The following is a 24561-nucleotide window of genomic DNA, read 5'->3' on the forward strand; positions in this document are numbered from 1 at the left end:
TTAAACCCAGTACCAACGACAAGTATTTCGAAATTCAAAAAAACCTGGACATTTTTGCCACCCTTTTCAAGGAAGTAAATACCTACTATGTAGACGAGATAAATCCCACCAAACTCATGAAAACCGGGGTAGATGCCATGCTCAAATCGCTTGACCCCTATACCAACTATATTCCCGAAGAAGACCTTGCCGATTATCGTACAATGACTACTGGACAATACGGAGGTATAGGAGCTACTATTGGGAATCGCAACGGCAAAACCTTGGTGATTATGCCTTATGAGGGTTTTCCGGCACACAAAGCCGGCCTTAAGGTAGGCGACGAAATAGTAGCCATTGACGGCATACCACTTAAAGGTAAATCAACTACCGAAGTAAGCAAGTTGCTCAAGGGGGCGCCTCGCACTGCCATTAAACTGAAAGTAAGTAGGGTAGGCAAAGGTAACCTGAATATGACACTTAAGCGGCAAACAATACAAATAGACAATGTACCTTTTTATGACATGATAGCCTCAGATGTAGGGTATATTCAATTGAGTGACTTTACCCAAGGGGCATCACGTGAGGTGCGCAAGGCGTTGCACAAGTTGAAAGCCAAAGGCGCCAAGAAAATTGTACTTGACCTGAGAGGAAACCCCGGAGGGCTGTTGAGCGAAGCCATCAATATTTCCAATTTGTTTATTGAACGCAACCAAGAGGTGGTGAGTACTAAGGGCAAAGTGAAAGAAATCAATCAGACTTACCGGGCTTTGAACCGCTCTTATGACACCAAAACTCCTTTGGTAGTGCTTACAAACAATCGCAGTGCTTCTGCCTCAGAGATTGTAGCCGGGGTGGTACAAGACTACGACCGGGGAGTACTGATCGGACAAAATACCTTTGGTAAAGGTTTGGTACAAACTACTCGTTTGTTGGCTTACAACGCCCGGTTGAAAGTGACCACCGCAAAGTATTACATTCCTAGTGGGCGTTGTATTCAGGCACTGGACTATAGCAAACACAACGCTGATGGGTCTGCCGATAAAATTGCCGATTCGTTGAAAAAAGCTTTTAAAACCAAAAGTGGTAGAGTAGTATACGATGGCAATGGCTTGGCGCCTGATGTTGAAATAAAGGAGAAAGTGTATGCTCCTATAGTAAATAGCCTGCTAGACAAAGGTTTGTTGTTTGACTATGCCAACCTGTATGCCTCTAAAAACTCAAGTATTGCAAAAGCCGAAACGTTTAAATTGACCGAGGCAGAATACCAAGCTTTTGTGCGCTGGTTACAAAACAAAAACTACGATTATGTGACCGAAGTAGAAAAAAGCCTGAAAACGCTGGAAAAAACAGCGAAAAGCGAAAAATATTTTAGTAGAATCAAAGGTGAGTTAGGCAATCTAAAAACAAGGGTGTCGCATAATAAAGAGAAAGACTTGAGCACTTTTAAGAAAGACATCAAGCATTTGTTGGAACTGGAAATTGTGTCGCGTTACTATTTAAACAAAGGCCTTACTAAAGTGTCGTTTAGAGCAGATGCTGAGCTCAAGGCAGCCTTGAAACTGCTGGGCAATATGAACGATTACAAACAAGCCTTGACAATCAGTAAAAAAGCCCGCAAATAGGTTCCCTTGTTTATATAATCAAACAAAGACAGCGCAATGAAGAAGTTCATCAAGAAAAAATATATAGCAATAACTGCCATGTTCCTGTTTGTTGGTTTATTGGCATTCAAACCCATAGATAAGTATTTTGAGATTGCCAAAAGCATGGAGTTATACGCACAGGTATATCGGGAGGTTAACCAAAACTATGTAGACGATGTGAGCCCAAGTACTGTGATGAAAAACGGCTTGGATGGCATGCTCAAGTCGCTTGACCCTTATACCAACTATATCCCCGAAGACGAAATAGAAGATTACCGCACCCAAAATACCGGACAGTATGGGGGTATAGGGGTAGTGTCTCGTACTTATAAAGGCAAAACCATTATTGTAAAATATGACAAAGCATCGCCTGCTTATAAGGCTGGGCTCAAGATAGGGGACGAAATTGTAGAGGTAGACGGCATCAATATTCAGAACAAATCTACTAAAGAAATCGACAAGATTTTTAAAGGGCAGGCAGGCACCAAAATGAGTTTGATGATTGCCCGACCTGGCGAAAACACCCGGAAAAAGTTTGAAGTGACCCGTCAAAACATCAAAATACAGGATGTACCTTATTCGGGTATGCTTGCCAATGAAGTGGGGTACATCAAATTACAGGGGTTTACCCGCACAGCTTCCAAAGAAGTAAAAGAAGCGTTTAAAAAACTGAAAAAGGAAGGGATGAAAAAGTTGGTGCTCGACCTGCGTGGTAATCCTGGGGGGCTGGTAATAGAAGCAGTAAATATTTGCAATATGTTTGTAGGCAGAGGGGTAGAGGTTGTAAACACTAAAGGCAAGGTAAAGGACTTTAACCGAGGGTACAAAACAATGGGCGAAGCTATGGACCTGGAGATTCCGGTGGTATTGTTGCTCAATGGCAGTAGTGCTTCTGCGTCTGAGATTGTGGCTGGTTTTTTACAAGACTCTGACCGAGGGATCATTATTGGACAACGGAGTTTTGGCAAAGGCTTGGTACAAATTCCCCGACCGTTGTCTTACAATTCTCAGGTAAAAATTACCACCGCTAAGTATTATATTCCGAGCGGGCGCTGTATTCAGGCCATTGACTACAGCGATCACGACGCAGGTGCGTTGCATGATAGAATGGCTGATTCGTTGAAAAAGCCTTTTAAAACTAAAAACGGACGTACAGTATACGATGGAGTAGGACTAGATCCTGATGTGCCAGTAAAAGCACGCAAGTTGGCCTTGATTACTACTACATTGCTTGAGCAAGGGTTGATTTTTGATTACGTGACTGCGTATGTAGGCAAACATAAAAAAATTAAACCCGCCAAAGCGTTTCAGTTGAGCAATGCCGAATATCAAGATTTTGTACAATGGCTCAAAGGCAAGCAGTACAGCTACACTACCAAGGTAGAAAAGTCGCTCAAGGCACTGGCCGAAAAAGCCAAAAAAGAGAAAACCTATAGCAAGATAAAAGCCCAGATAGAGTCGGTAAAGAAAAAAATGGCGGCAAGCAAAGCCATTGACCTTACTACCTTCAAAGCTGAGATCAAGCAACAACTTGAGCTTGAGATTGTGCTACGCTATTACCTCGAAGAGGGACAGATCGAAGCCACTTTTGAGCGCGACAAAGAAGTGCAGGAAGCCCTGAAGTTGTTTAAAAATATGGCGCGTTACCGCAAACTTTTGGCGGGTAAGTAATTGATTACAAACGCTGAAGTAAGCGACTCACTCCATTGTAAAATTTGATTTTTGCGGTGGAGTGGGTCGCTTTTTTTTGTGCAGTGAACAACTCAGAAAAATGGCGAAATGGGTATTACGGTGAGGCTTCAAAGTGAAAAACGGACAATTGTTGTGTAAAGGTCGTTCAACTCAATTCCCGGTCAAACTCTACAATAAAACTACAGCCTTCGTTGGGGGCACTTTTGCACCAAATCTCACCCTGCATAGCATCTACAAATTTTTTGACAATAGATAAGCCCAACCCTATAGAAGTTTCGCCAGCGGTAGGCCTGGCGCTCAACTGCTGAAACTTCCTGAACAGCCGGGTTTGATCTTCAGTGCTGATTCCGGGTCCCTGATCTTGCACTGTAATACGTACTTTGTTTTGGTGCCATTGCAGGTCTATAGATACCTGTGTGTGGGCAGGCGAAAACTTGATGGCATTTGATAACAGGTTTTCAAAAATCTGGAGGGTGTAATTTTTATCGAGGTATGCCCGAAAAGAGGCATCCAAACTAGCAGGAGGCAAGTAAAGCGTGATAGACTTTTTTTGTGCAGCATCGGCAAAACTTTGTACAACTTCTGTGAGTACATCGTGCAAGTCCAAACTTTCTAACTGCATTGACAGCTGTTTTTCTTCCAACACTTTTAAATCCAAAATCCGGTCTATCATATCCCTGAGTCTATCGGTAGACTGTAAGGCTTTTTGCAAATAGTTGGCAGTTTCGTCTGCTGGATTAATCGTGAGCTGAGTAAGTTGTAATAAACCCTTTACTTGGTTTACAGGACTGCGAAGATCGTGGGCGAGCGTACTTACCAATAAATTCTTTTCTTGATTGAGGTCTGTCAGTTCTTGGTTTTTAGTGTTCAGTTCTTCGTTTTTGCGTTGCAGGTGATAAGTTTGACTTTGAATTTTTTCGTTTTGCAATGCAATAACTTTGTTCCTCTCTTCAAACAATATACGAGTGTGGGTTTTGTTGCGGTGATAACGGTAATAGAGCAAAGCGGGAATAAGCAATACCAAAAATATGATAATGCTCAGGTAAATAGTATGTTGTTTTTGTTGGAAGCGGGCTTTTTGCATCTCTTTTTCCTGGATCAACAACTTGATGTCTTGTTCTTTTTGCGCGTTTTGGTGTTTGAGTTCCAAACGGCGCATTGCCTCTATTTGGGCGTTGTGGCTTGATGAGTCGTGCAGTCGGTGGTACTTATCATAGTAAAATAAGGCTTGCTTGAAGTCTTGGTCTTGCTTGTATATTTTTGACAACAGCGCATAGTTTAGTTGCATTTGGTGTACATCTTTCATTCGCTGCGAAGTTTTCAAACTGCTCAATCCGTAAGTCAAAGCTCTGGGGTAGTTTTTTTGAGCAGCATACGCCTGGGCAAGGTCACGCCCCACAATCACCATCAAGTGTGGGTATTGCACTTCCCGGGCTATTTTCCAGGCTTTATCAAAATATTCAAGCGCCACTCCATACTCTTTTTGTTTGAGGTATACCTCACCAATACTGCTCAGTAAAGCGCCTTTTATTCTTGGTTTGCCTTGCTGTTCGTTGGCTAGTTTTACGCCTTTTTTAAGGTATTCGAGGGCTTTTTCGTAGCTACCCAACTCATTGTAAGCACTGCCCACATTATTTAAGGCAGCCATCAAAGCCCGGTCGTCTTTTAACTTTTCGGCGCTTTCCATTACTTGCTTAAAATACTTGAGCGACTTACGGTATTCGCGAATGTCATAAAATGCCCCAGCTATATTGTTAATTGCCTTAATGTAGCCCTTGTCGTCAGGGATTTTTCGGTAAAAACTGGCCGCCTCGAAGTAGTGATAAATGCTGCTTTGTACTTCGTTAAACGAACGATAGCATTCGCCTAGGTGGGACGAAATTTCGGCAGAACGGGCGTGAAATTTATTTTTCTTGGCTGAGTTTAACGCTTCATTAAAGTATTCTATGGCTTTTTGGGGGTGGTCGTTGTGTTGGTAGTAAAGCCCAAACATGATCAGCGAACGTAGTTTATCAGCCCGGTAGTTGGTTTTATTGCCCAACACCAACGCCTGCCTTATGTACTTGAGGGCATCGCTTGAGCCTTCTTTGAGAAGCTGTTCACCTATTTGGTTGAGCAGGTTAAGTTGAAGTTGATGGTCGGGGGGTGTTTTTCTTCGGGCTTGTTTGAGTAAATAAAACAAGCTATCGGAAGGGGTGTTTTGGCAATAAAGGGGGAATGACAACAGACAGGCGATTGTCAAGGTAAAATAATGAGATAGTCTGAGTCTAAGATATGCCATTTTGCCCTGATGATTAATGTATAGGCGAGCTCTCACAAGCGAGTGTAGAGTTTAAAGCGTATCTTTGGAGTGAAAAGTCGCTTTTTTAGCCCAAATTATAATTTAAAAATTTTATAAGCAGATTACTTACCGATCAATATTGTTGTGCGATTCCTCAATGGCTTTTGTCGTCATCTCATTCAGAGGACAGACACATTACTTAAACTTACTAGTTTTTTGTGGAAAAATCAAACGACTTCTGTTCTAACCTGTTTTTTATTATTTTTCCTCTTTACTTTTAATTATTTTTCAAAACCGTACACTAATTTTTCACTACTAATACTTGCGTAGAGTTTAATTTTATCAGTCTCAAAAGTGCTTGAAAAACAGCGTCTTTACTTTCCGCCTTAGTTTGTGGGCGTTAAGAAATTACCTTCGGTGAGCTCAGCACAGCGAAGCTGTAGCTATCGGGTGTGCCCTGAAACAAAGCACAACAAGCTTTGTATGCTATAACTAAGATGGTGGTAGACCCACCAAAGGCGATTTACAGGAATAGCCTTTAAACCACTCTACGGTGCTATGACAGTAATGTTTTGGTATTGAACGGCTAGAGAAAAGGCTCCGCTGGTACGGAGTCAGGTGTGAATAAGAGAGATGAACGCAAGTGAACCAATGAAGAAGTGTCGAGAACAGCTACTTGTTGTCAAAACCAGACTTATCCGATAAAGTTTGGGACAAAGCATAGAGCGTACCCTGTCAAGTGTCTATGTGGCAACCGTCATTAAGTTGGCATGACTCTTATTTAGGCTTAGTTATGGAACAGGGGAAGCCCTCTATGATCATTAAGGGAAAGTACAAGTAGCGATCCTACAAGGCGAATACTGAGATGATAGAGGGTGGCGGATGAACTCGTATTAGTGTAGAAGCTTCTGTAATGGAAGTGGAGCGAAGGGGTTCAGTTATACAGTTTTCAAGTTTTTAACAACTTAATAATATGAGGAGGATTAAAAGCGACAAGACAAAGTCATTACCATTTTATCACTGGAATACAGGAGTTAAATTATGATGATTTGTATAACAAGAGCCGTGTGATGGGAGACTATCACGCACGGTTCTGTGAGAGATTTGGGGTGAAAATCCCCTTATCTACTCGACTTTGAGGAATGAAGCCGTAAAACCGAGGCTGCAGCTTTGCTGCGCCGAGCTCTGCGTAAGCTAAACAGATCACTGACCGAGGAACGAGGGAATGTTTGAGCTGTTTAGCCGAAAAGGCAGAGCCCCGAATCAAGTTCGGGATTTTAAAACTTGGGCTTCGCCCTGCGGTTCGGCGTAATGAAACAAATTTTAGCCAGGCAAACTACAGCGGTGGCTTTTTTTGGTTCGTTTTTTTAGCTAAAGAAAATCCATGATCCCGAACTTGATTCGGGGAAATGAACGGATGCCTGAGGGAAACGAAACCAAGCTTTATTCTACAACTCGGCAGATTAGCAGCTGCTTTTATGCTGTAAAACTATCAAAAAAATCAAGGCTTATCTGCTATAAAAAAGTGTACGGTTTCAAAATTATTTTAACACGACAAGTAGCCACAAGAGGTGGTTCGCTGGTACTTTTATATAAAGTTTTGCTACTTGTCGCTGATACTCTTCCTTAAGAAACCTTGGCTAGTAGTTTGTCTACCAAAGTTGGTACACCCACCGAGCCTTTTTCTTCTATCAAGTGTAGGTGAGGGCGAGCGCGTACATCAGGCATGCGAGGGTCTATAATGTACTTGGGCACGTCAGTATCTACTTCATCAAGCAAACCTGCGGCGGGGTATACTGCCAACGAAGTGCCCACTACTATAAAAAGATTTGCAGAGTGCGTTTCTTGAATAGCTACTGTCATCATAGGTACTGCTTCGCCAAACCATACAATATGTGGACGCAATTGTGAACCTTTTTCGCATTTGTCGCCTATATTAATGGGTTTGTTGCCCCAGTCGTATACCAGTTCGGGGTTGGTAGTGCTACGCGCTTTGCCTAGTTCACCGTGTAGGTGCAATACATTGCTAGAGCCCGCTTTTTCGTGCAAATCGTCTATGTTCTGGGTAATAATGACCACCTCATACTTTGCTTCCAGCCGAGCCAGCGCCAGGTGGCCTTCATTGGGTTGGGCAGCCAGGGCGTGTGTCCTGCGTTGGTTGTAAAATTCCAGCACCAGTGCACGGTCTTTTTGCCAGCCTTCTGGCGATGCTACTTCCATTACATCATGGTTTTCCCATAGCCCATCAGAATCTCTAAAAGTACTGATACCACTTTCGGCGCTGATGCCTGCCCCGGTTAATACTACAATTTTTTGTTTGCTCATGATTGATTTTGATACTTGTTGGCTTTTAAAACTTAACAATCGACAAATTACAAAAAAAGTACAAGAATTTGCATATATTTTACTTAACATAATTTATAGTTATAAAATTGATAGACCTGATTTATAAAAAGCAAAAACAGGGGAGAGGGAGAGTGGAAAGCATTGTGGCATAGGGCAATGATAATTTATAAGGGCGAATGGATGGTGACTTCATTGTAATGGCTTGACAGTGAGTAGATTGTTTTTTTACCAATAAAAATAACCCTTGTCTGTAGTTTGTATCTCATTGCTTGAATTTATATATTGAACCCAAAAGAATGAACTAACATGAACCAAAAAGTAAATCAATTGATATGCTTGTCATAAATGGATTAGAAGAATTGAAAACCTACCTCGACAAAGAAGTAGGCACCTCAGAATGGATAGAAGTGACACAAGACATGGTAAACAAATTTGCCGAAGCTACCGGCGACCATCAATGGATACATGTAGACACCGAAAGAGCCAAAAAAGAATCACCTTTCCGTACTACCATTGCCCATGGTTTTTTAACCTTATCATTGTTGCCTAAACTACTGAACGAGGTACTAGATGTACAAGGAGTAAAGTTTGGTTTAAATTATGGTACCGATAAAGTGCGTTTTATGTCTCCGGTGATTACAGGAAGTAAGGTACGGTCAAAGTTTGTTTTTTCGGCATACAAAGAGGTAGAAGGAGGTTTACAGGCTACTTTTACGGCCACGTTTGAGCGTGAAGGACAAGCCAAACCGGTATGTGTAGCCGAGTCATTGATGAGGTTTTATGCTTAGTAACATTGGAACATTTATCATTGTACCAGATCATTAATCATTAATTTTAAATATGGTAGTTTTTGACAGTGAATTTTTAAAAATCACCTACGACGAAAAGCTCAATGCTATTCTCGAAGAGTGGAAGCTTTACTTTGGACCCAAGGTAGAGCTAGATACATTCAGAAAACCTTTATTGACGTTGATCGACACTTTTAAAGAGAAAAACCTCTCTAAGTGGCTTTCTGACAATACTGAACAAACCCGCTTGAATGAGCAAGACCAGTTTTGGCTGGAAGACGAGTTCTACCCGGCAATCGTAAAGGCAGGGCTTGAACATGTGGCATTGGTCAATGCCAAAAGTATTTTGGGTACGAGTATCGCCAAAAACTGTTTGCGTAACCTGAGCACAGGCTTAGACATCGAGATTTTTAACAAAAGTCAGCCTGCCCAAAAGTGGCTGGCAACGTTAGGAATAGTACCAAAATAAATTTACATTTTTAACGTCATTTTTCGCTGACAGAATTCGTTAAAAAAACTTGCCGTAGCGCTGCTATGACGCGTTTTTTTGCCTCTACTGCCAACAAAATATTTTGGCGTTACTATAGAACTTTATTTTTACACCATTCCTTATAGGTAGTTTTAGATGCTAAAAAAACAAAAGCTAAACCCTGCAATGGTTTGGCTTTTGTTTTAGTAAGTTACTGCTGTCTACAAAAGATCACAATTCAGGCTTTAAAGATCAACTTATTGTAGACTTGGTGACTACTTTTAGCATCAATGTGCATTGGCACTTTAGCACTTGTGGCTAAATGCGTAGATTTGTTGGTGTTTCTAACTATCAAATTTGTAAACAACTGAAAATAAATACTTTACAAATTTGATAGCTCCCTATGGAATAGGGAATAGCTTACGACTTGTCGCTTAAAGCTTGCCCCTGTCGGGGCTTCTAACTGTCAAATTTGTAAACAATTGAAAATAAACACTTTACAAGCTTGATAGCTCCCTATGGAACTAGAACCTGGTAGTTACTTGTGGCACAGGGTCTAGCACCGATATTCATCGGTATCTAAGGACTTGCGACTTGTCGCTTAAAGCTTGCCCCCTGTTGGTGCTACTAACTGACTGTGCCATTTTGTAGCAGCATATTATTTGATTGGGCGCACAAATACCCCACTAAAAAACGACTTACACTATGAAAATTCTTACTGCTAAACAAACCAAAGAGTTAGATGCGTACACCATCGAACAAGACGCTATTTCGTCTATCAATCTGATGGAACGGGCTTCGGTAGCTTTTACCAATTGGTTTTTAAGAAAAGGCTTTAGCCAAAACAACCGCAAGCGTCCAGTTTTTGTGTTTTGTGGGTTAGGCAACAACGGGGGCGATGGCTTGGCAATTGCCCGTTTGCTATTGGGCAACCAATATGAGGTCACCACTTGTGTGGTGCGTTATGCCGAAACTACCTCGGCAGACTTCGACCAAAACTATGAACGTCTCAAAAAAAAGCACCCCATTATAGAAGCCACTGAAGAAACCCATTTGCCCGATATTCCTGCCAATGCTGTGGTGATAGATGCTTTGTTTGGTTCGGGGCTTAACCGTACTATAGAAGGCATAGCTGCACAAGCAGTAAAAAAAATGAACCGCAGCGGTGCCACACTCATTGCCGTAGACATAGCGTCTGGGCTGTTGCCCGATAGCTTGAGCAGCGGAGTCATTGTAAGGGCAAATTATACCATCAGTTTCGAGTTACCCAAACTTGCCTTGTTGTTGCCACACAACGACAAGTTTGTAGGCTCTTGGGAGGCAGTTTCTATTGGTCTTAATCAAACATTTATAGACGATGCACCTACTAGCAATTACTATGTAAACACAGCGTTTGCCCAAAAAATATTTAAACCACGATCTAAGTTTTCGCACAAAGGTTCTTTTGGCCACGCATTGATGATTGCTGGCAGCGAAGGTAAAATGGGTGCGGCAGTGATGGCAGTACACGGAGGACTAAGGGCGGGAGCTGGCTTGCTTACGGTTCACTTACCTACACGGGGCTACAATGTGTTACAAACTGCTTTGCCCGAAGCGATGGTGTCGCTGGATGCCCACGCCCAGTATGTGTCTAACTTTCCGTCTATAGATGATAAAAAATACAGTGCTATAGGCATAGGCCCAGGGTTGGGCAAGCATAGCAATACTTTACGTTGTCTTACCAAGTTGCTCGAAAAAGCGCAACAACCTATGGTAATAGATGCTGATGCCATCAACCTGATTGCCGAGAACCAAGACAAACTGCTTACTAATGTGCCCGAATACAGTATTTTTACCCCACATCCCAAAGAGTTTGAACGATTGGTGGGGCGCACCAGCACCGACTACGCCCGGCTAAGAACACTCAAGGCTTTTTGCCAAAAACACCGCGTGTATGTATTGCTAAAAGGAGCACATTCGGCACTGGCGACCCCCAAAGGAGAAGTATACTTTAACTCTACGGGTAACCCTGGTATGGCAACCGCAGGCACGGGCGATGTGCTCACTGGTATTATTACAGGGCTTTTGTCTCAACGTTATACCCCGTTTGAAGCGGCCGCTTTGGGCATGTATGTACATGGGCTTGCCGGAGATTTTGCTGCCAAAGCAGAAGGACAATACTCTTTGATGGCATCAGACATTATCAATTATATGGGGATAGCTTTTAAGACCTTAGAAAATAACGCCAACCACGAATGAGTGACAGGCAATGGTGGGGAGCAATAGTAGCGGCACTGTTTAGTTGTTGGGCTTGTCAGCCTACAGGCAACACTGAAGCCACAAGCGTAAAGTCGGCGCAGCAAATATTTTGGCAACAAACAGCCTGGGAAAGTGAAGACTCCTTTCTGAGCCAAAAACTAGACAGTTTGCAAATAGGTGCTTGGCAAGTATACCAACATTGTCGACAAAAAAAGCCCTTGCTTGCCCGTAAGCTGCGACTTATTTCGGCAGTATGCCAAAAAGCCGGTAATCGGATCAATAGCCTGGATACCAGCTATTGGGGTGGTATTTTATACCGAATGAAACCTTTTGTGGAGCTTATCCAAGTATTGAAAGAGCCTCAGCACCATACGTTTGTAGACGTAGGATCGGGTAACGGAGAAAAGTTATATGCAGCACTTTGTTTGGGTTTTGACCATAGCGAAGGGCTTGAGTATGACTCAACCTTGGTAAGCATGAGTAGGCATTATTGGCAGCCTATGATCAAGCGCCAAAAAATGAGTATCAGATGGGGCAATGCACTCACCATTGCTGCCAATTATTACCAACAGTTTGACTTTATCTACTTGTATTCACCTATTCGCAAGCACGTTCCCATGGCACGTTTGTTTTATACATTGATGCAACAACTTAAAGAAGGAGGGGTATTGTTGGAGGTAAGAATGGTGTATGCCCAGGCGCTTCGCAAAGTAAGCGGCTATGATATACCAAATTTGATGGGAACTTTTGCGCTGAAAAAGCAAGGTGGCAGGTTATACTACGTGAGGTATAGCAATACTACCAAAGATTGGATTTTACTAGAAAAAAAGAAGTCCCAATAAGCTCTAGCATATATCTTCCAAACACATCAATGAATTATATGTCTGCTCAAATAACGAAAAGTGCCCGTATTCCTGCCGGGTTTTGTTATGTTCCACAAGACCATTATTACATCGCCAGTCTACTGCAACCTCATTCGATGCACTACTTGTATTCTGACGGAGCTACTTCTTGCATTATTGCGATTGTAACGGGTAAAAATCAACAAGGAGTGCCTATAGCTTTGCTGAGCCATTTGAGTAAGCCTGTTGGTGTAGAAGCTTTTTTCGCTATAGTAGCCCGCCATTTCAAAGGGGAAATGCAACTGTTTGCCCAAGGCGCCAATGCTCAGCACCAAGAGGCACCTGATACAAACACTCAAACAAATATTGATTTATTCAAGGCGTGGATTGCCCAGCAGTCTTTGGCAAGCGCTGATGGGTACATAAGCAAAGCCAATCTTTGGTTCAATACAGGGAACCCCCTGGAGCAAAACCGTGATTGCTTGGGCATTGATCTTACCACTAGGCAAGTAAGCAATCAACGCTTTGATCTTACCGAAGACCAGCGTGATGTTACCGGAGGGCTTCAGACACTGGTGAGTCTTTTTGGTGCTGAGCTGAGCCCACCCATTGTGTTGCGGGTAGCCAATGCACCATTTACGCATGCCCAGGTAAAACAACTGTTATTTTTGGCATTGCACTACCAATGGTTAGATATTTTGACAATGAAAGATGAAGAAATCTTGCATTATTTTTCTTCTACACCTCACTGTGAGGTGCCTTGGTTTTGCGATGCTTTGCGTTATTCTGCCCAATATGTACAAGCACACTTGCATTTGGTTTTGTAACATACTCTACTTTAGCTAATTACGAATGGATCAATTGCGAATTACGAATGGGGCAAAGCCAGGCTTTTTAATTACGAATGGATCAATTACGAATTACGAATGGGCGCGAAGCGAAGCTAAAAAACGATGGTCTACTTATTCTGGGATCAATTACGAACCGACTAGAGGGAGCTCTGCCTTTGGCTAATTACGAATTACGAATGGGCGCGAAGCGAAGCCAATGACAAATGGGTCAATTACGAATGAGCGCGAAGCGATGCTTCAAACTACCTCCCGCGAAGGTCTTACCGCAGGGCGACCTGAGCAATGCAAGCCCTAAAGTAAGAAAACAACTTTGGTGTAAAAGCTAGAACCCAACCCCAAGAACCTTTATACTACCTCCCGCGAAGGTCTTACCGCAGGGCGACCTGAGCAATGCAAGCCCTAAAGTAAGAAAACAACTTTGGTGTAAAACCTAGAACCCAACCCCAAGAACCTTTATACTACCTCCCGCGAAGGTCTTACCGCAGGGCGACCTGAGTAATGCAAGCCCTAAAGTAAGAAAACAACTTTGGTGTAAAAACTAGAACCCAATCCCAAGAACCTTTATGCCTACATTTCTACCCCCAACAACTCTATCACCCTTATTTCATCATTTTCGCGGTGCACTTTATATACATGCTCATAAATCAAAGGGTCATTTTCGTTGGGCGAACCAAAAATCAAACGAATGTTTTTATGGTTGGTAAAATCAATCAGTTCACGCAAGTAACGGTCAGAGAGCTTACCCACTTCGTCGATCAGGCAATGAATAAAATAGTCATCGTTGCCCTTAAAAGCATTTTCTTTAAATACATTCAATAGCGTAATATAAATCATCGCCTTTACCAATACATCGGTTCCCTCAGACCCAACATTGGCGAGGCGTTCTACCCAGCCCGTATTGTTGTTGTTTTCCTGCACCCTAAAGTACAGCTCAAAAGTATCTTCAATGGTTACATACTTCTTGCCTTGGTTTTCTATCGCCTTCTTTAGCTCAGTAAGCAATGCAATCGACTGCTTGTTTACTGTAGCCTGGTCGTCAGCAGTGGCCACCGCAGGCGTATACAGCCTTAGTTGGTCGGTCAGTACGTGCTCTTGTTCAAAGGCACGAATTTTTTTCAATACATTGATCAACCCCGATTTTTTTTCCCGATAATCTAGCGCAATAGACTTGACCACCCCCACAAAGTTAGATTCACTAAAGTCAGCGTTGATGCGTTCAATCGTTTGGTTGATCTCATCCGACTTAGCCGACAGGTTTACTATGTCTTTAGAAATCAGGTCAATCAGTTTGCTATGTTGTTGCTCCAGCTGTTGCTGAATAATGTCTATGCGGTTTTGTGCCAAAAACGGTTTTAGTTTGTGGCGTACAAAATCTTTGTAATCTATTTCGGTGGCAAACTTGCGCGGAAACTCCAGGCGGTTATCTGCCGAAAACAAGCCCGTAAAACTATGCGTAAGCTTCTGAAAACGGTAATTGTCTTCAATCAAACGTGTATGACGCAGATTGAGGTCTTTCATCAGCTGGTCAATGTTCAACACCTCACGGTCTTCAGCATCGGGGCTTTCTATCCATCCCCGCAAAGGGGTAAACACATCGGTAAGCTTAAACTTATCTTCAAAATACAGTAATTCGTTTTCCAGTTGGTCGTGGTATTGGCGATTTTGCTGCATGCTGGCATCCAGTTGTGCCAGTTGAGCCTTATGGCGAGTGGTCAATTGTTTGAAGCTTGCCTTTTCATCGTCCAATGCCTGTATCTTAGTGTCCAGGTTTAGTTTCAGCCCTGTTTCTTTGTCCAACAACCGCTCCTTATCCAACTGGTACAAATTGACCAAAGGTGTAATGTCATGGTCTATGTGGTGCAGTTTTTCGGTAAGTTGGGCTATTTCCTGTTCTATTTGGGTCAACTCATCCTTGTCTATATCTCGCCCTGCCACCCGTTCTTCACGTTGCTTTGCCAATGCTTGCTTCTGCGCTTCATAATCTGCCATTGCCTCATCGTGGTGGCGTTGAGCCGTTTCCAAGGCTTGCTCTTTAGTAGTTTGAATGGCGCCTATTTGTGCTGCTTTTTCGTTATTGAGGCGGGTAGTTTCAGCCTGTTGTTTTTGTTGCCATTCGTTCAGCTGGGTTTGGGCTTGCGCCAACTCATCGCGCAGTGCTTCCTGCTTTTCGTTGAGCTGGTCAAGCGTGGTCTTTTTTTGCTGTTCAGCGCGTTGTTCAATGTCCAACAATTCGTTTTGGCGTTCCTTATTTTTAAGCTGTGCCTGTTCGTTTTGGTATTCGTTTTTCTGGATAAGCCCCTGCCATTCTTTTATTTTCAGGGTATGGCGTTGTTTTGATTGTTCGATTTTTTCCTGAAAATGTTTACTGTTTCCAAGCAACTGTTTTTTGGTTTTATTCAGACCTTCCAGCAACTGTTTCTTATCCTGGGCATAGTCAGCCAACGTTTTCATTCGTTTGCCAATGGCAGACAAGTCAATATTGAGCCCCCAAAAATCACCTTTTGGCGAAGGGGTTAGTGCAGGAGACAAATCTTTGCGAAACAGTAGTTTTTCGTCAATTACCTGCCCTATATCCTGTGTCCAGTTGGGTTTTTCCTGCTCCAAAAACTCATACAATGAGCCCTCAAATCCTTCCAGGCGATGGTCTACTTCGGCTATTTGTTGTTGTAAGTGGGTAAGCTTGTTTTCCAATGTTTGTTGTTCCAGGCGGTGGGTATTTTCCAACGATTCCAGCGTGTTTTGGTACAGGGCTTTTTCGTGGTTTACATCTTTGCTCAGCAGCTTATTTTCTTGTTGGCGGGTCTCTGTTTCCTTATGAGCATTTTTTATCAATGCCTCTATTTGATCTATTTCTTCAGCAAAAAACACTTGTTGGCGAGCTTCAGCTATTTCGCGTTCACAGTTGCCCAGCCTTTGTTTTACCTCTGCCATCAGGGCATCGCTTTCGCTGAATTTTGTGGCATAGTTTTGTTGGGTGGCATGCATACTTTCGTCAAACTGAAGTTGAATTTCATGTGCCTTTGCTTGTGTCTCTCGCTCTATGGTGTTTTGCTGTTGTCCAAAACGATTTTGGGCAGCACTTTTTTGGTTTTCGAGGTCTTGCAATCCCTGTTCAAACATTTGTTGTACATCGGCAATAGCTGCAGTTGCTTGAGTCAGCTGTTTTTTAAGGTTGGTCAATTGGTTGTGCAACGTGGGGCGTTGTTGGTGTAGCTCCAGTTTTTGTTTGATGCCTTGGTACTTTTGTTTTAGCCCATCTACCTCACGAAGCTTTCCTTTTATTTCGCCAATAGCTTCTTTAAACAGATCGGTGTTTTTGTCAAAAGTGTGTTTTTCCTTTTCGTAACCTTTGCTTAGTTTTTGGCGTGCGTCGTTTTCTTGATTAAGCAAGCGACGCAATTCCCCTATCTTGCGGTTGGCATTTTGCACACTGTTGCCCAGTTGTTCGGCATCGCGTTTTTGTTCCCTTTTGAGCACCTCCAGGCTATCAAACATTGTCACTACCTCTTCAGCCATGTCTTTGTGCTCGTTAAAGCTGGTCACATCGTCGAGTCGGTCGCTAAACGAAGCAAGGTGACGACGCAAAGTGTCCAGGTCAATCTTAGGGTTTTCATCCATTACCGCCTCCATAATGGCATTTTTGATATAGTCGGACTCTAGTCTTGAACTCAAAAAAACATTGGACACTGTTTTGGGAATATTACCAATTTCTTTGCGACGCAAATAGCCTCTGGTAGGAATCAGGCTGTATTTTCGCCATTTTTTCTCGCGCGATGCCCCATACAATACCTCTTTATAAGTGGCAGAGCGTTCTATGGTTTCTTCAAAATGGACATGTTGTTCGTGCAAGGTTTGCAATACCTCGTCGAGCGGTTTTATGCGGGTATCTTCTATATACACACTGGCATCATAAGGCGCATCTATAAACCTATAATGTACCCGGTTGTTTTTTCGGAAGAGCAAAATATGATAATAGCCATCGTCGCGTTTTACCTCGTATATAATGCGGGCGTTAGGTTGCTGAAAATAGTACTCAGTAAAGCTTAACTGGTCGCGGCGAATTCCTAATTGGTAACGATTGTCGGGGTTATAAAAATACAAAATAGCCCGGAGCACGGTGGTTTTTCCAAACCCATTGGACCCCACAAAGTGAATATTGCCGTCAACTTTCATCTCGGCATAGCGTACTGCCGTGCTATTGATCAAAACTATTCTGTTTAAATGTCGCTTCATTGCTACCTCTTATTATCTTTAGCTTCTAAACCAGATTGCTAAAGTAGAAGTTTGCTTTTAATTATTGCATAGTTTTCGGTTGATTTTTAGAGGGAAGCTTTTTCGCTTATTCAGGCGATTGGTTCATACATATCAGGTGGGCTGCTCAAAGTGGTAAAAAAAATTAGGCAAAAATATCAATCCAAACAACAAGCCCTTAGTCTTTGGTGATCCACCAAAAGCCAAGGGCTACTTTCTTGTCTATAGCTTCACCTCAACCGACTTTGTTTTTATGCTCACTGCCCTGAAAAACCCTAGAGCTCCATTGCTGAAGTTACCAGGAGGAGTAGCAGGAGTTGCACTATAGGCACCACTGCCTTGAAGCTGTCCCTCAATTGCCTTATGATAGTTAAAAGCCTCCTTGCTCCAAGATTCGATTTGGATGATTGCTTGGTCATACTTCAGCTTATTTTCATTCGGCATTGCATATGCGTGAAAAAAAAATGGCCATTCTGTACCTAAACCCAGCCTATTTATCTCTGGCTTAAGGTGCTTGTCATCAAAAAGGAGTAACATCTGAATAGTATAATGCTTATATGGATGACTATGAAGACTATCCAGGGTCCTGTCTGGATAAAATCATAATTAAAGTTATAATAATTTTCTTGGTCTTGGGGTTCACTAAAGACACCAAAGGCACCAGAGCAATGCTAAAAAACCTCCTATGGTGTGAGATTTTACTTTGCGTGTTGTAAACTCCACTTGTCTATAGCAGGAGGTGCAACAGGCATCACCTCTTTAGCCTCATAGGTTTGTCCATTGCATACTACCTTTAGCGTATAAGCAGTACCCACGGTTAGCTTAGTGTAGTGGGTAGTATTGATATAGTAACCCGATTTGGCAAGATACTCATCTGTAGACAAGGTCAGTACATCTATATTGCCTGCATCATCGCTGATACTAACCGAGGCATTTTGTACCCCTGGATACTTTCCTTTTTCGTAGTTAATCGCATTGTGAGGGTAAGGAGCGCTTTGGGTAACTCTTACATAAGTACGCTGATTGGTAGATATTACCCCTTCTATACAAATGCGGGTCCCTTGCTTGCTAAAAATATCATCTGCTTTTTCGATACATCCATTACAAGCAAGAAAAATAAACAGCCAAGCCATATTTTGAACAAATACTTTCATTGTAGGGTTCGTCTTTTAGAGGTTAAAATTTAAAATTATAAGTCACAGAAGGCATCAGCCCAAAAAGGTACATATGGTACATGTTTTCAATGCCAACTCTACCATACTGATGAAATATGGCAAAAGAGTTTCTCTGGTTATAGGCATTGGTCAGCCCAAACACCCATTCGCTTCGCCACCTTCTTGGGTCTTGCTTTTTTCTTACTTTGCTCTTGAGCGTGACGTTGATGTCTAGTTGGTGAAAATCCGGAAGTTGGAAGTTGTTTCTGCCCGAAAAGTAAGTAACCTGACCATAAGTACTTATATGGGTACCCTCTGGCGCTGTCATTCTGGCGCCTGTCATATAAGCATAATTTGTCGACAGCAACCACCGCTTGCCTAGTTTATAAGAAGCCACCAGCGAAAGATTGTGGCGTCGGTCATACATAGGGGCGTATGCTTTATCTTGGTTGATGCCAGCTATCTGTTGCGTTGCCTTCGACCAAGTATAGTTGATCCAGCCAGTCAATTTGCCTTTTTTCTTTTCCAGGCTCAGCTCTAATCCATAAGCGCTTCCGTCGCCACTGGCTATTTGAGTTTCTATATGCTTATTCAAAAATACATCAGCATTGTCTACATAGTCTATCACATTGTAGAGTTTCTTGTAGTAAGCTTCTGCCGAAAAGCGATAAGTTGCCCGGTAAAAATCTTTGAAATAACCCAAAGCCACCTGGTCGGCAACCCTTGGGCGAATGTTGTTGTCTACTGGCAACCACACGTCGGTAGGTAGCCCTACGCTAGAGGTACTTACCAGGTGCAAGTATTGATAGGTGCGACTATAAGAGGCTTTCAACGAAGAAGTTTCGTTGAACAAATAACGCAACGACAAACGAGGCGCTAAGCCATAATAGCTTTGCATTACTTCTCCTTTGCCAAAATGCTCTTCACGGGTCAAGGTTTGATCGTCGTTGTAAATGTATTGCGTACCTGCTCCTATGTTATGAAAACCAGAGAACCGTAGCCCATAATTGACCAAAAAACGCTTGCCAATGCCCCACTGGTGATTTACATAAAAAGCTGACTCTATTGCCTGTTTGTTGTCTAAAGCAAACGGTTGTACTACCGAAGGGTCGCTAAGCCCCGTGATTTTGCCTGGGGCAAACAAATGCCTATCCACCGATACGCCAAAGTTAACCGTGCTCTGAGGTGAGTCGAAATAGTCGAAGTCAAGCTTTAGCCCCTGTTGTTGCATATTTGCCGACCACTTAAAATTGCGGTTGTCGTTGTGGCGCACATAGGCATAGTCAAAGTTGCCATATACCAGCGTAAGGTTGCTAAACAAACGATCGTTAAAAATGTGGTTCCACCTAAAGCTCCCCGTTTGGTTGCCCCAGTCCAGGGTATTGTTTTCAAAAAACACATCATTAAAAAAGTGGTCTTTGCTGCCAAATACCGAAAAATAGATTTTATTGTTTTTGTCCAGTTCAATGTTTAGCTTGGCATTTAAGTCATAAAAGTTAATCTCGTTATTTCTGCCGTAATGGTTGATGTCAGGGGCAACTTCTGAGAAAATCGAAGCCAATTTATTGGCTGTAAAACCCAAATAGCTGTACCTGCCCGATACCAAAAAAGAAGCCTTGGGTGTGATGGGACCTTCTACGGTAAGCCTACTGCTCACGATGCCTAGCCCACCGTTGAGCGTCAATTGTTTATCATTGCCTTCTTTCATTCTAATGTCTACCACCGACGAAAGCCTGCCCCCGTACTTTGCCGGAATAGCTCCTTTGTATACCCTTATATCTTTTACCGCATCGGTGTTGAACACCGAAAAAAGCCCCATCGCGTGGGAAATGTTATATACAGGTGCGTCATCGAGCAAAATCAAGTTTTGGTCATAACCACCTCCCCTTACTGAAAAACCTGCGGTGCCCACATGAGAGCTTTGTACTCCAGGCAAAAACTGAATGCTCTTAAGTACATCTGCTTCGCCCGCCAGCATGGGCGTGCGCTGAATACGCTCAATCTCTACTACATGGGTGCTCATCTGGGTATTTTTGATGCTCTCGATGTGTTCCTTCGACTTGTCGTCATTAGCCGTTACCATCACCTCCGATAACTTTGCTACACTAGGCTGTAGCTCTAGGTCAAGGTTGAGGCTTTTTTCCAGCGAAGTTTCTTTTGTGGCATTTTTATAACCCATATACGAGCCCAATACCTTGTATTTGTCAGGAGGGATCGTCAGCGAGTAAAAGCCGTAGTTGTTAGACACTGCTCCTACTCCCAATTCTTTGATGTACACCACTGCACCCGGCAAGTGCTCGCCGTTGTTGGCTGCCGTAATGGTACCACTCAAGGTGATTTTACTTGTCTTGTAGCGGGTCAGAATGATTTGCCCATTGATTCGCCTAAATCGAATGTGGGCTTTTTGCAACAACTTGTGCAGCAATTCATCCAACTGCCACACTTTCTTGTCTACCCGATACCGTGTTTTAGGTATAATACCTTCGTCGTAAGAAAACCTAAGCTGGTATTTTTTACTCAATTCATCTAAAAATTCAGGAATAGTGCCGCTGTTTTTTTCAAGTTGTATTTTTTGGTTCGGCGCCTGATGGTTTTGTGCCTTACCTAAGGTGATGTTCACCACAAGGCATAGCAATAGCATTACACAAGTTTTTGTGTTCATTTTTCTCTATGTTTAACAGCTTGTTTTTTTTAATTATAAGCAGCAAGAAGGGGAATGCTTTGGGCAACAAAAATGTACCGTTGCCCAAGCGCATTACTTGATAAATATGGCGTTTCGATCATACACAACTTTCACCTCCAGTGTGGCTTCTAGCACTTGCAACACCTCCTTAAGAGGTTGGTCTTTGAACGTACCATTAAAGCCAAACTGCTGGCGCAATGCCGGAGCACAACTGATATTGACCTGGTAGTGCCTTTGCAGGTCGGCTACAATTTGCTCCATGGTCGCTTTTTTAAACACCAGTGCGCCCGTTTTCCAGGCCAAGTAATTTAAGTCACGGTTAAGGGCTTTGGACAGGGAGGCATTTTGCGCATTAAAATTACTTGCCTCCCCCTTCACCAGTTCTACCCGTTGGGCACCGTCTTTAGTGGCTACTGCCACCTTGCCCGAGTTTACCGTTACCTTGGTGTGTGTCGAATCTTTCTGATAAATATTGAATGAGGTTCCCAACACCCTTACATCTACCCCGTTGGTTTGCACGGTAAAAGGGCGTTTTTCATCCCTTTTTACTTCAAAGAAACCCTCACCTTCCAAGCGAACCATTCGACGATTGTCGTCAAATTTTTCTGGAAAGTAAATCCTGGCGTTTTTGTTCAGCCATACTTTTGTGCCATCTTCTAGCACCCACGCCTTTTTGTTGAGGCTTTGGGCACTTTTTGACTGGGTATAAGCCACTGGAGTCGGTTGAGGGCGTAGGCTGCCAAAGTAGATCAGACCAAACGCTACCCCTAGTACTACCACTGCCGCAGCTATGCGGGTTACCCACAAACGGCGGGTCTTACCTTGCGCTTTGTCTTTTGCTTCTTTTTTATCCAACGCCTTCGCCTTCACCTTTTGCCAATCCTGGGCTACTTCAGCATCACTGAGCGATACCAAAGGAGGTTCTTTGTCGTACCATTCTTTGAGGCGGACAAAATAGGTTTGGTTTTTCTCGTTACTATTGAGCCATTCTTTTACCTGCTGCGTTTCGGCAGCACTGGTTTTTTTCATCAAGTACTTTATCAGAAACTCAATATCCATATTTTTTTCTTGCTAGATTTGACCTTACGACAATTGATTTATAGGGCACCCTAATTTTTTTTTGCTTTTTTCTGAGGACAAGACTTTGATACCCTAAAAATACCCTCCTCGCCTCAGCTCATGTCTTTACGAGTTGATCACCTCCCCAAAAAACACTACTCCTTTTTACTGAAAAAAATCTTTAATAGCCTTAACATAAAATACTGGTTTGCAGCATTTAACAAGGTAAACATTTACTCGAATCAGCCATCGGCTATCGACTAAATGCTTCCATCTACCGATTTTATAAGTATTTAAAAATCAATATATTATAAAATAGATAGTATGCCTGCAAACTAGTGCACTGGGGATTAAATAAATGCGCTATTTATTCGAGGGTATTTTGTTTGCTGACGCACTTCAAAAAGTGCGCATAGCCAAAGCTACGCAAACTTTTTTAAGTAAAGTCAGCGAGCTAAAGACTCCGAATAATGTGGCAGGGATTTAGTTTCCAGTGCACTAGCCTAAAGCTAAGGTCTAAAGGCTAATAGTTTTAGGCTGTAGAAGCTATGGACTATTGATATGTATAAAGCATGAATATGACAGGCAAGTACCAGTGTTTTTCCAAAAATGAACGAATGGTTTTCAGGGCAGAAGAAATATGAAACTCTACGGTTTTGACCGAAATACCCAGTTGTTCACTTATTTCTTTGTAACTGAGCGATTCGTCGCGGCTGAGACGAAAAATAACTTGGGTTTTTTTAGACAGGCTCTCGATGGCAACGTCTAGTATGCGGGCAAGGTCGGCAGCTTCTACCCCCTGAATGTTCAAGTCTTGGGTAGCAGTATAAGTTTCGTGCAATTCGCCTTGTCGATTCAGTTGGCGCATTTGCGCTTTCAGATAATTGAGCGAACGGTTACGTACTGCAGTATAAAGATAGGCTTCCTCCGATGTTTTTATGTGTAACGAGTCTCCCTTTTCTAACAGGTGCACAAATGTTTCTTGCACCACTTCTCTCGCGGCTTCTACATCTTTTACCAACTTGTTGCTGTGGTTAACCAGCGGTACATACAACTTCTTAAATAACTGGGCTATATAAGCTTCAAAATCCTCCATCTGCCATTTTCTTTTTTTGCAAAAGTAATAGGTTGAATGAGATTTTTTTGCAAAAAAATCATTTCAGACTATTGGAGTTTGGTAAATTAAGGCTTTTTGAAAAATGAAAATGTTTTACAACTTATTGATTAACAGGTGATTATTTGAAAATGAATGCGCTATATGGTCGATTCGTAATTAAAACCTTGGATTGGTTTGAAAAAGCTTGTGCTGGAGATAAATGTACAGATATACTACTACCTAAGTATCACTTTGCGAAGCAGGGCAATGAACGTTTGGAATAGACTGATTGCCTTGTTTTGTATTATTAAAACCATCTGCTTTGAGTTTGTGATGTTCAAACTCAAAACAGTTGGGGGTGTGCCTGTTTATTACTTGGCAAATGATAAGCAGGCAAGAAGTGGCTCAAATACAGTGATTTAAACAACCGATGCAGGTAGCTCCACCTGTATTTCAAACCAAGTGGCAGCATCTTGTGGTTTGTCAAAAAACTTGGTTTCAAACATTCCTGGAATTTTTCTCGCGACCTCTACTATTTGTTGCCCCGATATGTTAGAGAAAAGATCTTCTGCCAACACTTGTGCATATTTTTGTAGCTCAAAGTTTATCCACCCAGGGACTAACTCTGCTACGACCCAATCTTGCATTTCTGGTTCTAAAATGAACCCTCTTTTTCTGGAATCATCTAAAATAAACGAAGGTTTGTACTGATTGGTAAGTGTTTTTAAGTGGAGTATATACTCCTTAAAATCTTCATTGGTCATATGCTTCGACTCAGGTTTATAGTTCATAATAAACAGTTGAATATCACTCATATAATAAGACTGAGTGAAGTTTGTATCATTAATTAGATGATTACTCATGTTCGCTTAAAATTTTTGTTGGGTAAAGTATACAAAGCAGAGAGGAAGAGGAATGACTACCTATTTGCTGGATGGTTGTGTTGCAGGGTAATGCAAAAATACAAAATAAAATCTTTGCCTACTATTTATCAAACCTCTGATTGTAAAGTACTATTGTACATTTGTAAAATAATATTTTGCTAAAACTTTGTTGTTTGAAAAGAGCTTAGTATAATTGCATAAATTTTCTAGTCGAATTCGACTAAATTGTTTTTCTGATTAGTGAAATTACAAGTAACCCTGACTAAAAATTAATTACTTGTAACTCAATTTTTAACTGCGAT

16 protein-coding genes are annotated in these 24561 nt (G+C 42.2%); 7 read left to right on the plus strand and 9 right to left on the minus strand.

The window, feature by feature from the left end; translation table 11 throughout:
• Together M23134_RS35185 and M23134_RS35190 are read left to right on the plus strand one after the other, a co-directional pair.
• Nucleotides 1-1604 (plus strand): S41 family peptidase (locus tag M23134_RS35185; RefSeq protein ID WP_002705237.1); only part of this gene is annotated, 1604 nt, incomplete at its 5' end.
• Nucleotides 1605-1640: 36 nt separating this feature from the next.
• Nucleotides 1641-3296, plus strand: coding sequence for a S41 family peptidase (locus M23134_RS35190; protein WP_002705238.1), 1656 nt, complete (start codon nucleotides 1641-1643; stop codon nucleotides 3294-3296).
• Between the two features lie 166 nt (nucleotides 3297-3462).
• Here the strand turns inward: M23134_RS35190 and M23134_RS35195 are convergent, their stop codons facing one another.
• Together M23134_RS35195 and M23134_RS35205 are read right to left on the minus strand one after the other, a co-directional pair.
• The gene (locus M23134_RS35195) at nucleotides 3463-5598 is read right to left on the minus strand and encodes an ATP-binding protein (protein ID WP_082226774.1); all 2136 of its coding nucleotides are present in this window, start codon (nucleotides 5596-5598) and stop codon (nucleotides 3463-3465) included.
• A gap of 1626 nt (nucleotides 5599-7224) precedes the next feature.
• The gene (locus M23134_RS35205) at nucleotides 7225-7923 is read right to left on the minus strand and encodes an SIR2 family NAD-dependent protein deacylase (RefSeq protein ID WP_045114970.1); all 699 of its coding nucleotides are present in this window, start codon (nucleotides 7921-7923) and stop codon (nucleotides 7225-7227) included.
• A gap of 353 nt (nucleotides 7924-8276) precedes the next feature.
• Here M23134_RS35205 and M23134_RS35210 point away from each other — a divergent pair, with 353 nt between their 5' ends.
• The 5 genes from M23134_RS35210 (at nucleotide 8277) to M23134_RS35230 (ending at nucleotide 13108) form a co-directional block, all read left to right on the plus strand.
• Complete coding sequence (locus M23134_RS35210; protein ID WP_002705244.1) at nucleotides 8277-8732, plus strand: MaoC family dehydratase; 456 nt, start codon at nucleotides 8277-8279, stop codon at nucleotides 8730-8732.
• A gap of 52 nt (nucleotides 8733-8784) precedes the next feature.
• A complete protein-coding gene (locus M23134_RS35215; protein ID WP_002705246.1) occupies nucleotides 8785-9201 on the plus strand; it encodes a hypothetical protein in 417 nt (138 codons plus the stop codon).
• Between the two features lie 705 nt (nucleotides 9202-9906).
• Nucleotides 9907-11439 carry a bifunctional ADP-dependent NAD(P)H-hydrate dehydratase/NAD(P)H-hydrate epimerase gene (locus M23134_RS35220; protein ID WP_002705247.1) on the plus strand — a complete coding sequence of 511 codons (1533 nt, stop codon included), beginning with the start codon at nucleotides 9907-9909 and terminating at the stop codon, nucleotides 11437-11439.
• Nucleotides 11436-12281: a class I SAM-dependent methyltransferase gene (locus tag M23134_RS35225; protein WP_002705248.1), complete on the plus strand. Its 846-nt coding sequence runs from the start codon at nucleotides 11436-11438 to the stop codon at nucleotides 12279-12281. The genes M23134_RS35220 and M23134_RS35225 overlap by 4 nt, the downstream gene beginning before the upstream one ends.
• A gap of 38 nt (nucleotides 12282-12319) precedes the next feature.
• Nucleotides 12320-13108 carry a hypothetical protein gene (locus M23134_RS35230; RefSeq protein WP_045114971.1) on the plus strand — a complete coding sequence of 263 codons (789 nt, stop codon included), beginning with the start codon at nucleotides 12320-12322 and terminating at the stop codon, nucleotides 13106-13108.
• A gap of 591 nt (nucleotides 13109-13699) precedes the next feature.
• Here the strand turns inward: M23134_RS35230 and M23134_RS35235 are convergent.
• From M23134_RS35235 to M23134_RS35270, 7 genes are all read right to left on the minus strand, one after another.
• Nucleotides 13700-17365 (minus strand): ATP-binding protein, encoded by a 3666-nt coding sequence (locus M23134_RS35235; RefSeq protein WP_082226775.1) that lies wholly within the window; start codon nucleotides 17363-17365, stop codon nucleotides 13700-13702.
• Nucleotides 17366-17605: 240 nt separating this feature from the next.
• Nucleotides 17606-17827 carry a DUF4249 domain-containing protein gene (locus tag M23134_RS35240; RefSeq protein ID WP_002705258.1) on the minus strand — a complete coding sequence of 74 codons (222 nt, stop codon included), beginning with the start codon at nucleotides 17825-17827 and terminating at the stop codon, nucleotides 17606-17608.
• Between the two features lie 254 nt (nucleotides 17828-18081).
• Nucleotides 18082-18537: a DUF4249 family protein gene (locus M23134_RS35245; RefSeq protein WP_002705260.1), complete on the minus strand. Its 456-nt coding sequence runs from the start codon at nucleotides 18535-18537 to the stop codon at nucleotides 18082-18084.
• Nucleotides 18538-18559: 22 nt separating this feature from the next.
• Nucleotides 18560-21199, minus strand: a complete 2640-nt coding sequence (locus M23134_RS35250) for a TonB-dependent receptor (RefSeq protein ID WP_053337453.1) — start codon at nucleotides 21197-21199, stop codon at nucleotides 18560-18562.
• Between the two features lie 93 nt (nucleotides 21200-21292).
• Nucleotides 21293-22279: a FecR family protein gene (locus M23134_RS35255; RefSeq protein WP_002705263.1), complete on the minus strand. Its 987-nt coding sequence runs from the start codon at nucleotides 22277-22279 to the stop codon at nucleotides 21293-21295.
• 553 nt (nucleotides 22280-22832) lie between these two features.
• The gene (locus M23134_RS35260) at nucleotides 22833-23375 is read right to left on the minus strand and encodes an RNA polymerase sigma-70 factor (RefSeq protein WP_002705265.1); all 543 of its coding nucleotides are present in this window, start codon (nucleotides 23373-23375) and stop codon (nucleotides 22833-22835) included.
• A 419-nt stretch (nucleotides 23376-23794) separates the two neighbouring features.
• On the minus strand, nucleotides 23795-24238 hold the full coding sequence (locus M23134_RS35270; protein ID WP_045114973.1) for a hypothetical protein: 444 nt from the start codon (nucleotides 24236-24238) through the stop codon (nucleotides 23795-23797).
• Between the last annotated feature and the right edge of the window lie 323 nt (nucleotides 24239-24561).

The sequence above is a fragment of the Microscilla marina ATCC 23134 genome (assembly GCF_000169175.1).
GTDB classification, from domain to species: domain Bacteria; phylum Bacteroidota; class Bacteroidia; order Cytophagales; family Microscillaceae; genus Microscilla; species Microscilla marina.